This window comes from Candidatus Obscuribacterales bacterium (genome assembly GCA_019744775.1).
GTDB lineage: Bacteria > Cyanobacteriota > Vampirovibrionia > Obscuribacterales > Obscuribacteraceae > SBAT01.
The window spans coordinates 260,934-274,831 of record JAIETZ010000003.1 but is presented as its reverse complement, the minus strand read 5'-3'; the positions used below and the strand labels follow the sequence as shown (position 1 = coordinate 274,831).

General features: G+C 47.4%; 9 protein-coding genes and 1 tRNA gene. 2 read left to right on the top strand and 8 right to left on the bottom strand.

The features are described from left to right. Positions 1-2: 2 nt before the first annotated feature. The 4 genes from K2Y22_07890 to K2Y22_07875 form a co-directional block, all read right to left on the bottom strand. On the bottom strand, positions 3-3,287 hold the full coding sequence (locus K2Y22_07890; protein MBX9878365.1) for a UvrD-helicase domain-containing protein: 3,285 nt from the start codon (positions 3,285-3,287) through the stop codon (positions 3-5). After that, a complete protein-coding gene (locus K2Y22_07885; GenBank protein MBX9878364.1) occupies positions 3,274-6,339 on the bottom strand; it encodes an exodeoxyribonuclease V subunit gamma in 3,066 nt (1,021 codons plus the stop codon). The genes K2Y22_07890 and K2Y22_07885 overlap by 14 nt, the downstream gene beginning before the upstream one ends. Before the next feature lie 26 nt (positions 6,340-6,365). Further along, a tRNA-Arg gene (locus K2Y22_07880) sits at positions 6,366-6,439 on the bottom strand. A gap of 58 nt (positions 6,440-6,497) precedes the next feature. After that, a complete protein-coding gene (locus K2Y22_07875) occupies positions 6,498-7,193 on the bottom strand; it encodes a Crp/Fnr family transcriptional regulator (protein ID MBX9878363.1) in 696 nt (231 codons plus the stop codon). Positions 7,194-7,526: 333 nt separating this feature from the next. Between K2Y22_07875 and recA the strand changes: the two genes are divergently transcribed. Together recA and lnt are read left to right on the top strand one after the other, a co-directional pair. Next, positions 7,527-8,609 (top strand): recombinase RecA, encoded by a 1,083-nt coding sequence (gene recA, locus K2Y22_07870; GenBank protein MBX9878362.1) that lies wholly within the window; start codon positions 7,527-7,529, stop codon positions 8,607-8,609. Between the two features lie 64 nt (positions 8,610-8,673). After that, positions 8,674-10,269: an apolipoprotein N-acyltransferase gene (gene lnt / locus K2Y22_07865; GenBank protein MBX9878361.1), complete on the top strand. Its 1,596-nt coding sequence runs from the start codon at positions 8,674-8,676 to the stop codon at positions 10,267-10,269. On the opposite strand, the gene K2Y22_07860 is transcribed toward lnt, so the two are convergent. The 4 genes from K2Y22_07860 to K2Y22_07845 all read right to left on the bottom strand — a co-directional run bounded on the left by K2Y22_07860 (position 10,266) and on the right by K2Y22_07845 (position 13,789). Next, the gene (locus tag K2Y22_07860) at positions 10,266-10,934 is read right to left on the bottom strand and encodes a tetratricopeptide repeat protein (GenBank protein MBX9878360.1); all 669 of its coding nucleotides are present in this window, start codon (positions 10,932-10,934) and stop codon (positions 10,266-10,268) included. The two genes, lnt and K2Y22_07860, sit on opposite strands and share 4 nt — an antisense overlap. Further along, a complete protein-coding gene (locus tag K2Y22_07855) occupies positions 10,888-11,232 on the bottom strand; it encodes a hypothetical protein (GenBank protein ID MBX9878359.1) in 345 nt (114 codons plus the stop codon). The genes K2Y22_07860 and K2Y22_07855 overlap by 47 nt, the downstream gene beginning before the upstream one ends. A 134-nt stretch (positions 11,233-11,366) precedes the next feature. After that, positions 11,367-12,272 carry a complex I NDUFA9 subunit family protein gene (locus tag K2Y22_07850; protein ID MBX9878358.1) on the bottom strand — a complete coding sequence of 302 codons (906 nt, stop codon included), beginning with the start codon at positions 12,270-12,272 and terminating at the stop codon, positions 11,367-11,369. Further along, complete coding sequence (locus K2Y22_07845) at positions 12,263-13,789, bottom strand: hypothetical protein (GenBank protein MBX9878357.1); 1,527 nt, start codon at positions 13,787-13,789, stop codon at positions 12,263-12,265. Before K2Y22_07845 ends, K2Y22_07850 begins: the two co-directional genes overlap by 10 nt. Positions 13,790-13,898 lie beyond the last annotated feature (109 nt).

Here is a 13,898-nt window from a genome sequence, read left to right as displayed (position 1 = left end):
GGCTAGACCATGCTTGGCTCCAAGGCTACAGGCTCTAATCTTCCTTCTCTGGCAAAGTAGAGAAATGCATTTGCGCGAATGCCGGTAAGTGTCTCGATGTCTTCCAGATACCCTAGGACTTGCTTGCGATATTTCCTTAACTGCTCTTTGTCCAACTCCAAGAATTCAGCCTTATTCACCTTAAAGTCGATGATTCGCCATTGTCCGTTGCTGTCTTCCAACAACAAATCAGGGCGACCTTCCCGCGCTGAGATCAGATACGGGATTTCACGGAAAGTCCGTACGGACGAATTAAGAATAGTGTGAAGCTCGCTGGCGACAAATGTTTCAACAAGCTTTTCAGCCTCAGCTATTAGTGCTTTTCTTTGCTCAGCATGAATCGCGCGGACTTCTTTGTGATGTGCCAACTCATTCAAAACTTTTTCCGGCACTTTCTTCCAACCCGGCTGCCAGCGCTGCATGATCAGATGGAAGAATTGCCCTAAAACTGTTGGCGCAATCACGGGCGCATCTGTCGCTGACGTTATTCGACCAAGCAATTGCCAGTCAACCGTCGGCTCAGTTAGCACCACAGAAACAGGTTCAATCATGTTCTCATTGAAAGATACACTGGACTCAACTTGTAACTTGTCGCCAGTTGTTGATTCAAATACACTTTCCTGCCAAATGGTTAAAGCTTCGCTGTCCACTCGACGCAATTGAATTGAGCAGTTTTTGTCCAACGTCTTTGTTTCAATACCGACATCAGCATCAATGGCACCGATGTCGACAATCGAAGTCATCCAGTCGGCAAAGGAAGCTCTATCTCCGCCATCGTATTCGATAAACAATGACAAATAGTCGCGGGCTCTAGTGGCAGCCACATAGAATAGCCGTTTCTTTTCGGCTATCTGCATGTCGCGTTCCATGTGATTAGCTGCCGCATACAGGGACGGCACTTCATCGGTTTTAGAACGCGCGCAATTGAAAGCCATGCCAAATTGTCTGTGGAAAATTAGCTTAGGTGAATTGCTAATTGCCTTGCCATCCAACACCGGAAGAATTACAGCAGGGAATTCTAATCCCTTAGAGGCGTGGATAGTCATAAGCTTGACTGAATCGCCCATGTCTAGCGGTGCAGCAGATTGCCGTACCGCCAGTTCACGCATGCTTTGTAACGCCTGCAAGAATTCACCGATAGGCATATGGTTGTGATCGAAAGACAGCTGCTGGAATTTCCAAATATTGCGAGAGCGTTGCTTACCGTTTGGCAGTGCGAGCAAAATCGTCTCATAATTGCTGTCGGCAATAATTGTCTGAACCAGCCTGCCCACAGACTCCGCAGACGCATGCTTCAACCACGAGTTGAGCATATCTACGGCTGGTCTGACATCTTCTACTGTCGCTGATTTCAGATAATGCCACAGGGATTGACTGTCCTTTGCCGCCATCATCAGTTTTTGAATGACATCATCACTTAAGCCAACTAGTGGCGAGCGCAGTATGGTCATCAAAGCATGGCTGTCTTCCGGGCACCACAAAAAGGCAAGCGCGGATTCAATATCGTAAACTTCCTGCGCATACAACAATCCACTTCCAGCAATCGTTATGTAAGGAATGTTGTGACTAGCTAAAGCTTGCTCGATGTACACAAAGTCTTTTCTAGCTTGCACAAGCACGGCAAAATCACCGTAGGCAATTGGTCGCGTTGTAGAGGTTGCCTTTTCAAAGACTACAGCCTGCTTCTTGATTTTTTCTTCAATCCAGCAAGCAACGGCATCTGCTTCCGTGAGACGCACGCTCAGGTTTTTCCGACTACCTTCTTCATCACTTCCATCAAATGCGACAAGTTCCACGCGCGGTGACTGCGCAGCGTCTGTACGATTGGGACTAAGCGACTGGAATCTAGCTCGATAGTCTATTACGCTATCATCAAGCAGTCCTGCAAATACATAATTGACAAAGGCAACAATTTCCGGATGGCTGCGAAATGATTTGTTTAGTTCGACAAGTAGTCCATCGGCATTCTTATCGACAATACGTTTCCGCCAACGGTTGAATGTCTCGACTTCTGCGCCCTGGAATTTATAAATTGACTGCTTATCATCGCCAATCAAAAACAGGCGTGCTTGCGGACCCAAAAGCGACTCCAGTATCTCTGCCTGAATGGCATTAGTATCTTGAAATTCATCTATGAGTATTGCAGCAATTATCTGATTGTAATGCTTGCGCGCGCGACTCGCCTTGTTGGAAAGCAACTTATAAACAAGCATGATTTGATCATTGAAATCCAACTTTTGATGCGCCAGCTTCTTCTCATTGAAACTATCCAGTACTTTGTCAGCCAAATAGATCAATGCCTTAATGCTGGCAATAGCTTGGGCATCCGCTTCATTTAAGCTGTCAGAAAACTCAGGCAAATACGCTTTATTGATGTCTTTCAGCCGGCTAATCACCTGACGCAATGCTTTGGCATCTTCGCCATTACCACCTGATGTGCGAACCGAAATTGCCTTGATTTCTCTCAGACATTGGAATCGTTCGTCAAACGAACCATCGGCTAAAACTTTAGACGCCAAATTTACGATATTACGGCGATGTTGCTCCAATTTGTTAGCATCGTCTGCAAATGACGGAGCTAGTTCGGCAAGCACATGTCCGAACCGCTTATCAGCGCAAATGTCCCTTACAACACGCTCTTTAACCTGTGCCGCTACATCAGCAAATACTTTCGCAAAGTCTTGATCCTCGAATTTGCCAAGCTTTTCACGTGCTTCAAAGAAAGTAATTGGTGATTTGACAAGCGATTCAAGCCACTTGCGTACAGCATCTACCGGATACGCGGTGAGAAAGTCGTGTATTTCGGGACTGGCGCTCACCGATTCGTAAAGGACTTCCTCCAAGCACTCATTGAGAAGCTCGGCGCCCTCCATTTCATCCAAAACAGAAAATGCCGGATCAACAATCGCTTCTTCCGGAAAAGACTTCAGTATAGACTGGCAGAGGGAGTGAATAGTGCCTATTTTGGCTCCATCAAGTTCAGCCAGACACTCTTGCCAGCGCCTAGCTTCTTCGCCCTTGCTCAGCGACTCCATCCGCTCTTTCAAGCGACTGCGCATTTCATCAGCAGCCTTATGAGTGTAGGTTACGGCAATAATATTTCCGACAGACAGCCTGCTGTTTTTGCGCAGTATCTCTAGAAAGCGCTCAACAAGTACGTGCGTTTTACCGGAGCCTGCACCAGCGGAAACAAGCACATTTTTGTCAATGGCTTCGACAGCCAACTGCTGTTCGCTAGTCAGACTCATCGGCTGCCTCCACTTCCATCAGTTCGCTTATCCGGCAAGATTTTTTGTGGATGCAACTCTTACAGACATGTTCGCCGTTAGGCATAACGCGAAAGTCGCCACTGCGCATGTTTTTCACATATGTTTGCACATACTCTTCCGTGAGTTGTAGAAGATTTGAATCTTCATCAGTGCCAGGCTCATCAAAGTCCAGCGTACCAACGACTTCTCCTGAATTGATGCTGACGTACATTGCCTTAGAGACATGACTACCGGGCATAATTGCTCGCTCAACCGCCAGTGCGTACAACGGCAATTGCATATTTCTGCCTTGGCTTGCATCTGCCTTTGAAATAGCCTGACTGGAAGTCTTGTAGTCAATTAGCCTGACTTTCTGTGCTCCGGACGCACCTGTCACATCGATACGATCAACCTGACCACGGATGGACACTTTGTCCTTTCCTGAAAGTTCCAACATCGGCGAATTGTCTCGTCCGAAAGACGCTTCAAACATATACGGCGCAAACTGGTCCTTATCAGCGATGCCGCGCTCACGCTCACGAGCAATTAGTCTACGCAAACGAAACGCAATATCTTCTTGTTCGTACTTCCAGAACTTACCTGGCAAAAATTCTTCTCGTCTTTCAATCCAGGACCAACCAGACTTGATTGCCTCATCCAGCAGTTCAGCAATGTTTTCCTTAGGCGCCAAATAGAAATCTATCTTGTTAGTCGCCAGCTTTTTGAAAAATGTCTCTAGAATGTAGTGGTGGAGATTACCCAATAGCTTCGGTGACAAACCTGCTTCCGGCTCAATACGTGGCTCTAAATTCAATACATGTGATACCCAATAGCGAAATGGGCATCTACCATAATCATTGAGCCTGCTGGCGCTAAAGTGCTCAGGCATATCAATTTTCAAGACACCAGCTTTCACCGGATCAACCAGCCAGCCGTTGTAGAGACTTTCATTACCTCCTAATATGCGCATCTGCGACAAGCCAATACGCCCGGACAAATTCGTCTCTAGTTTATTTATTGCAGGTACACTTGCAAAGTCGCTCTCCAGTCCCTCATGACGCCAGTGCCAGCCATTGATTGCATCAACAGCAGATGCAGGGTTAGTTAGGGAGTTTTGATATGGGGCGACAAATACCTTGGCTTTCTTTTCAACACTCTGCAGAAAGAAAGAAGGCACACACTCTTGACCGGATAATTCATAGTGAGGATAAGACAAACTGACAAAGGACTTTGCTCTATCTATTTGTGCACGAAATAGTGCCCATTCATAAGTCGGATGCGATCTTGGATTGTCTATCTCAATTCCCAATTTGGCCCAAGCGGCTAACTCATCGCCGCCGGCAAATCCACTGGCTCCTGAGCGCTGCGGAAACTGTCCTTCAACAAGTCCTGCAATAAATACCGCTTCAAAGGACTTGTTGGGTGCAAGTTCTGCCGAACAAATCGTCACGCAATCAGGGTGTTCCGGCTGGCTGCGGAAATTACTGTCCTCAATAAGCTTTTCAAATGACTTGATGAAAGTCTCGTAAGAAACTTTCGGCAAATCGAAAATTCTTTCTTCCTGAATAAGCAATGCAATCGTATTGCGCACTTCTAGCATAGCCCGACGGTCGTAGCCCTTAAACAACTGCTGAGCGAGATCATCTTCCTTGGTTATTACCAGGAGATGGTCAATTAGATTTTCCAACCAAATGCAGTGCTCGGTAATTGAGCGTTTTTCTACCGGCGGCATAACAGCGTCAAAAAGACCTTGCACTTTCTGCGCATACTCCGGCTTGTCAGCAAATGCTTTAAGCCAGCGCTCTTTCCCGGAAACAAGCTGCTTTGTCAGTGTTATCGAATCAATTTCAGAAACAAGCTCTTTGCTTATACCAATTCGATCACCGGCAAAAAACGGGCTGCGCAAGCACGCAACGACATCAAAACGCTTGAAGTCGCTACTGGCTAGCTTCATCAAACGCATGAGGAATTGAATTAGCGGCAATTCGACAAGCGCTATGCTTTCATCCATAAAATACGGAATGCCGAAGTTGCGAAATGCCGCAATCACGGCCGCCTTGTACGGCCCTATTTGACGAGCTGTAACCAGAATGTCACTTGGACGCCTGCCATCGACAATTAGCTGTTTAGCCCGCCGAGCGATTTCTTGAATTTCGACGAAGCGATCTAATCCGCTAAATACTTCCTCGGTTCTTTTAACACCTTGTATTGCACTGGTCGAACGCATCTTTGGCTTAAGCACGTTGACGAGGTCAATGTATCCACGCTCTTTCCACTGATACTGCTTCAACTGCGATTCTTGCTCCGGTTCGAAGTCGAAAAGCAAGCACGTCTTTGTAGCGTGCGCTGACAAACCTTCAATTACTTTTGCTTGCAATCCGCTTATCCGGTCAAATCCGTCACAGATAAGCCAGTCTAAATTCAATCCGGAAATCTTTTTGGATTGCAAAACCTCACACGCTTGAAACGCCAAGCGTCTTTGATCCAGAAGACCTAACTGGTCAAGCTTTTTCCAATAACCATCATAAACAAGCGAAAGTTCATTATGGTACGGCGACGGAGGCGCTTTCGACAAACGTCCTTTCACATCAGCAGATGAAATTCCCGCTCGTTCAAAAGCATCGACTAGCTCCAACAATGCCGGCGATGTACCGACAAATCCAGCTATAGGTTCAAGTATCGGCAATTTCTTTTGTGCTACGAGGTCATCAACAACAAGCGAAATCACTCGCGCACGCAACTTATCTGGAATTAGATGCGTGACCTCACCTGAAAGCGAAAGCACCATTTGGCAGACTTGGTAAAACGGCAGAATATTTAGCCCGAATATTCCTGATACTTTTTCCGAATTCGCCGCAAATTGCGCTAGCTGCTCTTTAATCCGCTGACTCAATAATGAGCGATAACGAGCCGACGGCACCATGATGAGCGAATTCATCAATGGCTTTGTGCGACTGAACTCAACCAACTCTTTGAGAACAAGTTCTGTCTTGCCGGATCTATATGGTCCGACAATAAGCTCGACCTGGGCTAGAGTTTTTGCATTGGTCACAGCAAAATTTCCATGGCAAAAATAATCGTGCCCGTCGAGATTCGAACTCGAGACCTTCGGCTTCGGAGACCGACGCTCTATCCAGCTGAGCTACGGGCACATAGCGTTTAATTATATCGCCTGGTTGTCATAAGACCCTTTATTGTGGCTCACTTTGACTAAGGAAAGTGATTTACCAGGTCTTCAAGAGCTTCACTGTTGTGAATAGTCACCCGCTTGCCTTCAATATCTATCCAACCGCTAGTTTTGAACTTATTGAGTACCTGGGTGACAGTAACTCTCGACGAGCCCACTAAGTCGGCAATGTCTTGGTGGGTGAGGCGAAAGTCCACCCGAATTCCGTTGGTTGTCACCTTGCCATAAGACTCCGACAAAGTAATTAGTAGACGGGCAACCCGGCCGGGCACTTGGCGAAAGACGAGATCTTCCATCCGAGCTTCGGCTTGCTTAAGTCTTGAGCCGGCTATTTGAATAATGCGCCCAGCGAATTCAGGATTGGTGCGCAAGAGTTCTTGGAAGACCTCCTCGCCAATCTCATAGAATTTTGAGTCTTCAAGCGTTTCGGCTGTGCACTCGTGATAGCCGGATTCCCATATGGCATCAGCGATCATGTCGCCAGCACCAAATAAAGCTAAAAGAATTTCCTTGCCATTGTCCACTTCACGTGACAGACGCACGCGGCCCTTCTCTATAAAGTAGATAGCCTGGGTTTTGTCCCCAGCAGCAAAAAGGATCTGGTGCTTGGGAAGTTCAATCTCCCCAGCCATGCCGACGATTTTGTTCATCTCAAGTGGATTGAACGAATCAAATAGATCGCTCTGTTTCATGGCTGGTGGTTTTGGTGGCTGTTTCATAGAAAGATAAATTCAGTTGCCAGTATTTGAACTTTTTGACCCTCTTGACCGTCTATATAAAAGAACGGCTGATAAGTGCGAATTTGTTGCCTAGCAACATTTTTATACCCCTGGCCGGGCTATTGAAACCCACCACAGGTAGTACCGCATATACAAACGACAGGGCTGCTACTTTTAATTCCCACCTTTTGAACAAACCGCTATAATTCTTTTTGGAATATAGGGTGGGGACCCTGGAAGTAAGATGAGACAGTCGGCGTACGCGCCTATTGTTCTTGTCGAACCCTTGTTAATGCCGGCGGCGGCATTACCCACCAACTTAGGAGAAGAGCAATGGCATTCGCAACAAAAGAAAAAGCAACCAAGGAAGCAGCAGTGGATAAGAATTCAAAATCCAAATCGGAGTCCGGCGAGGGTTCAGCCGACCGCAAGAAAGCGCTTGGTCTGGCTCTTGATTCCATTAAGAAGCAATTTGGTGACGGCTCCATTATGTGCCTGGGCGATTCCCGCCAGGGACAAATTGAGGTGGTACCAACAGGCGCCCTCTCGCTTGATGTTGCCCTCGGTGTTGGCGGATTGCCACGCGGTCGCGTAATTGAAATTTATGGTCCGGAATCATCCGGTAAAACCACACTGGCTCAGCACGTTGCTGCCGAAGTGCAAAAATTGGGTGGTATCGCGGCCATCGTCGATGCTGAACACGCAATGGATCCTGAATATGCCCGCAAGCTTGGCGTCAACGTTGAAGAACTGTTGATCTCTCAGCCGGACACAGGTGAACAAGCTCTGGAAATTACTGAGCAATTAGTCCGCTCCGGCGCTGTTGATCTGGTTATCGTTGACTCCGTTGCCGCTCTTGTTCCAAAAGCGGAAATTGAAGGCGACATGGGTGACTCGTTGCCTGGCTTGCAAGCTCGTTTAATGAGCCAAGCTTTGAGAAAGCTGACAGGTGTCGTTGCCAAAACCAAAACCATCGTCATCTTCATTAACCAATTAAGACAAAAAATTGGTGTCATGTACGGAAACCCGGAAACAACCACAGGTGGCAACGCCCTGAAGTTCTATGCTTCAGTTCGTTTGGACATCCGTAAGATTGAAACCCTTAAGAAGGATGGTTCCGAATTCGGCAACCGCGTTAAGGTTAAGGTCGTTAAGAACAAAGTAGCACCACCATTCAAAATTGCAGAATTCGACATCATCTATGGACAAGGCATCAACACTGCCGGTTGCGTGCTCGATATGGCTGCCGAGCTTGACATTGTGAAAAAGTCAGGCACCTGGTTCAGCTACAACGAGGAGCGCATCGGACAGGGTCGTGATACCGCTCGCCAATATTTGGAAGCAAATCCTAAGTTGTTGGCAGAAATACAAACTAAAGTAAAAGCAGAGCTTGCGAAATCTCAAGGCAAGGTATAAGGTCTTTCTAGTACATCGATTCCATATCTACTAAATAGGGATCCTAGAAAAATCCGGAGCCGTGGTGGCAGATAAAGCCAAAGCTAAGACTGAAAAGTCGGTTTCTGCTACTGGTGCGCGTGTATGGTTTACCGCTGCAGTCACCATACTATCCGGTGCCTTACTTGGACTTTCAGCTCCTGGTATTGAACAGTGGTACTTAGCCTGGTTCGGGCTAGTGCCACTGTTTTTACTTGTCGCGCAATCGCCGAATTTCCTGCAGGCATTCATTCGGGGTTTTTGTTTTGGTCTTGCCTATAACCTCGTCTATTTGAATTGGTACCTTCACCTGCATCCTTTGCGTTGGATGGGTTTTGACGACTGGCAGAGCCTGATAATGTCGGCAGTTATTTGGGCTGTCGTCTCATGCCACCAGGGACTTATCACAGCTCTATTCGCCTTGCTTCTAAAAATGCTACCTCTGACTGGCGGTATCATCCCGCGTTCCATCGATGGTAAATGGCGCCTGCCTGCATTGTTGGTATTGCCGCTTCTTTGGGTTTTAATCCATAACAAGATTGGCAATCATCCGGACTTTCTGGGTGTACCCTGGTCGATGCTCGAATACTCGCAATATCGCCAACTACCGCTTATGCAGAGCGCCAGTCTTATTGGCGGCATTGGTATTGGATTTCTCATCGTTGCCGTCAACGTAACAATTGCCGGCTTGATCGCCACACTGTTCAATAAACAAAAATGGCAATCGTTTGCCGTGCCCAGTTTTCCCCTGGCGATGATCAACCTCCTGATGATTTCACTTGTCGTGGCCAACATTTATATCTGGGGACAAACAAGATTGGCAGAAGGTCCAGTCGACCGTGATGCTCCATCTTTGACGGTTTCACTGCTGCAACCAAACATCGGCATTGAAATGCTTAGACCAAAGCCCCGATTCAGTTTTGAACAACTCTTGAGCAAATATGGCAAGCTGGTTGCCGCCTGTCCAAAAGGATTGGCCGTGCTTCACGAAAATGCATTGCCTACCTATCTAAAAGAAGATCAGCGCACCAAGCAATTCTTAGCTCATCTAGCTCACGAACGCGGCATCGACATTATTCTCGGCGGACTGGATTCCGACAAACGCAAGCATCCGTACAATTCCGCTTTCGGCATCACCAAAGACGGCACTGTTCTCGACAGCATTTACCACAAGCGCTTCCTTGTGCCATTTGGTGAGTACACGCCCGACATTGCAAACTACTTGCCGGATGTGTTGCGCAAATTAACCTCCACACCGGCAGGACGCGGACTCACACCAGGAAAACGTCCGGTCATGTTCTACATGCCATCAGGACTGATTGCACCAAATATTTGCTTTGAAGCCATTTCGCCGGAGATTACCGCCGAATCTGTTCGCTCAGGTGGTACCGTCATTGTTAATCTCTGCGACCTCACGTGGTTCCACAATTCAATGATTGGCGATCAGATGCTCGCCTTTGCCACCGTACGCGCAATTGAAACTAAGCGTTATCTTGTGATGGCTGCCAATACAGGACCGTCAGCAATTATCGATCCGCTAGGAAAAATCGAGAAGAAAACACCGATGGAACAAAGCGCCGTGCTTACAGGCAACATCGCATTTATTCACGACATGACGCCGTTTGCTTCTTGGTTCCGCTAAGAGCCAATCTTTTGACGCAATTCCTGAGCATACTTGCAGTCGGCTGCTAATTCGTCTGCTGTGGCGCAGTCGACTTTGGCTTTATCCTTTTGTCCGAGCTGGTTGTAGGCAATGCCGCGAAGCAAATAAGCAGCAACAAATCTTGGATCTTGCTTGATGCAATCATCAAATTTTGTGATTGCTCCCTCTGTGTCTCTAGCCGCCAATAGTCTGGCACCATCTTCATAGATGCTTTCAATTTGACTCGGGGCTCTGACAGTACCAGTGTAATCAAACCAGTCACTGCCTTGCATAAAACGCAACGTTCCTTCTTCTCCCTCGTCCGGGATATAAACCGTTGCATCGTCGCATTTAACAACTGTGCCGTTTGATAGAACCCCTGTTTCCCGTCGGACAAATTTATAAATACGACTTACGCCGTTAGGCGCAAGAGCTTGCCACACACCAGGTTCTGTTTTAACCCAATCTTCTCTATCACAAGATAGAGTCGATTCAGTAATGCAAAAACGCGACCTCTCACGAGGCGGAGAAAACGGCTTACGCAACAAAGGAACTGCGACTGCTGCTATCAGTCCCAATACGATGAGAGCCCAAGTAATTTTTGTCTTTTTATGCAACTTAGTCTGGATGAGCTTTGCCGACTTTTGCAGCAACTTTGATTTCAACAGTCACTTGGCGCTTACCCGATTGCGATTCAACCGACTTTAAAATACCGAAGCCTACTTCGCCCCAATCTTCAGAGTGCGCTGCCATTCCTTCGCCTTGTTGAGTCAACTTTATGGAGTTGTCGTTCAAATTCTTTTTGTCGAAGCCACCCTCGATGTCGATGACCATCGTGGTGATGCAATCAACTTGCTTGATCGATGCGATACGTCCTTTGCCGCATACTGTCCACACTTGATTCAATGTGTTGGTGCCTTGGCCCCATTCGAGTAGTTGGATGGGTTTGTTTGGTCGGATCATATGTAAAGCTCCAGTCTCGCTGCCAGCTCGACTTTCGCTTGCTAGCCAGCATCCGTAGTTTGCTCCGCGGGCGCACGGCTCAATCGCCGCGCTTGCTTCGCTTCAGGGTAATTTTAGCACTCGTTGACAACCAGCTAGTCTTCTAAGCTGGTTAGACATTCTTCAAACGTTTTCCACTTTACGGCGAAGGTGGCGAGCATGGCGTCTTTGTCGCCCACGGAGTCGGCTTTTAGGAGGTTGACAAGATCATCGTTTAGGGGGTTGTCGGGTTTAACTTTGGTTACTAAATTGCCTAAGGCTTTGACCATTGATGAGGGAACATGAAGGACGGGTTTGTTCTTGCCTTTGGCTTGGGCAATGAGTTGCAGGAATTCGGAGATGCTGTAGGAGTTAGGTCCGACGAGATCATAGGTTTGTTCAGCGGTATGTTTGTTGTAGATGCTTTGCACGATGCAGTCGGCGACATCATCTACGGAAATTGGTGCCAACCTATTTAATCCGCTATCTACAACAGGGATTACCGGCGAGGCTTTCACTATGTTGACTAATCTGTTTAGGAAAATACTGTCTTCCGCGAAAGTCAAAGATGGTCTAAGAATTGTCCAGATGAAGTTGCTGGCTTTGACGATTTCTTCACCTTGCGCCTTCGTTTTAAAGCAGGCGTTTTCTGAATACTGTGATGCGCCGAGACAACTTACATGAATAAATCTTTCGACACCATATTTTTGTCCGACTTCTATAAGTCCTTTAAGAGCTTCGACGTGGATGTCCTCAAAAGTAGTGTCTGCAGTTTGTTGAGTTATGCCAATGAGATTGATGATTACCTTGGCGCCGTCGACGGCTTCTAAAAGTTTGCGCGGGTCTCTGACATCGCCAACGATGACATCGACTCCTGCGCGTTTTAATTCGGCCATTGTTGTGTCGGTCCAGTCGACATTGCCGCGAGACATCATGCGAACTTGATAGCCTTCTTCAAGCAGTGCGGGGATTACCCGACTACCCACAAAGCCTGTGCCACCAGTTACAAGTATTAGGGCCACATGCCACCAATGCCGCCAAAACCGAATCTAAGTCCAGATCCACCCATCATGCCGCCACCACCATAAGGGCTGAACCCATTATTGAAACCGCCATAACTCGGTGATGGATTAGCTGGATAACGTTGGCCAACAACAGCACCGGTTAACGGGTCGATTAGTACGCCTGATGCCTGATCATACAAGAGTCCTGTTTGCGGATCTGTGACTAGCGTGCCACTCTGTGTCGTGTAGCCGCCACCGTATCCACTGCCCATCATCGAACCAATCGAGTTGATAATTTTGGACAATCCGCTTGAACGCTTTTGATATTGTGGAGCCGGCTTGGGGAAATCAGAGCTCATGGAATTATCCATGTCGCTTAGATCATCAGCAAGATTTGGATCTTGTGAATAACTTGGTTGTTGCTGTGAGTAACTTGGTGCATAACCGCGATTAGCAGTCGCGCTGGGAACTGCTCCCGGCACCGTGCCTAGCATTCTTCTTACTCTATCCGGCAATGGCGTCGTCACAGCTAACGGTTGTTGTGGATACAAAGTCAGCTCAAGTCTGTTTACTCGAGCAGGCAATGAATCTTTCGGATAACTCTTACCAAAAATCAAATTTTCCAACTGTGTGACTTGCTGGTTAAGTCCACCAGCGGCTTCTTGAGCCGGCACCGCATTTGGTGCTTGATAGCCATAATTATTACGATTGCGGTAATCCGGGGCCGACTGCGGCATCGCGCCCATTGAATTTCCGGAACTCGGCATACCAAAAGCGCGTTGCATATCTTGACGCACATTGCGTCCACTAAAACTTGTACCATCGGCATTAGCCGGAGGCGTGTAAGTCAGAGGCGGTGATGTGCGTTTGGGCGCACTGTGTAAATTATCGAATGAGAAATCATCATCATCAGCCCAATCGGATCCCGTAGGTGCTTGCTTAGCTACATCAACACCTGTCTTCATTTTTAGACGATCCATGCGCTCTGTCATGTCATCTATACCTGAAGGCTTGCCGAAAACTTTCGTCTCTAGACGATCGAGTCTTTTACGTGCAGGCTCATCATTGTACTCACGCCCAAGCAATTTGGTTTCAATTGCTGAAATCGCCGGATAGTTGCCCGCTGGTGCGGGCGTGTCATCAAATTCTTGTACGTCTGCAGTAGGCACATCACTGGCCGATCGTGTTGCATCATAATTACTTGGCTGCTTAGCAGTTGTCGGGCTAGCCTTAGCCGGTTCGGCGGCGTTATTATCTGCAGGAACAACAGACATCAATGAGTTCAGTCGCTCCTGTATTGGTCCTGTCTTTGCTTCGCCGAAGACCATTTTTTCCAGACGTTCAATTCTGGCTTCAGTCGTATCCTTAGGATAGTCATGCTCAAAAAAGCGTTTTTCCAACTTGACGATATTAGGATCGTCGCTAGCGGAAGCGATACAGCCAAACGACAAAGCCAGGCTCAAACTTAGCAAAGCGAAAAGTCTAGTTGTCTTTTTTGCTGTCATTGGTGGTGATTGAAACAGGTGCAAACTCATCCAGGTGGACCTTTAAATGCCCAAGAAGCCGTTCCCTAGAGCCATCTTACCACGGTAAATCCTAGTAAAAACCCCGAAATTGACCCGATAAAAAGCACTGGAGACTGCC

Bases quoted from the DNA above. Each gene is read 5' to 3' on its own strand.
- K2Y22_07890 (MBX9878365.1), bottom strand. From the start codon at position 3,287: ATGAGTCTGACTAGCGAACAGCAGTTGGCTGTCGAAGCCATTGACAAA.
- K2Y22_07875 (MBX9878363.1), bottom strand. From the start codon at position 7,193: ATGAAACAGCCACCAAAACCACCAGCCATGAAACAGAGCGATCTATTT.
- recA (MBX9878362.1), top strand. From the start codon at position 7,527: ATGGCATTCGCAACAAAAGAAAAAGCAACCAAGGAAGCAGCAGTGGAT.
- K2Y22_07855 (MBX9878359.1), bottom strand. From the start codon at position 11,232: ATGATCCGACCAAACAAACCCATCCAACTACTCGAATGGGGCCAAGGC.
- K2Y22_07845 (MBX9878357.1), bottom strand. From the start codon at position 13,789: ATGAGTTTGCACCTGTTTCAATCACCACCAATGACAGCAAAAAAGACA.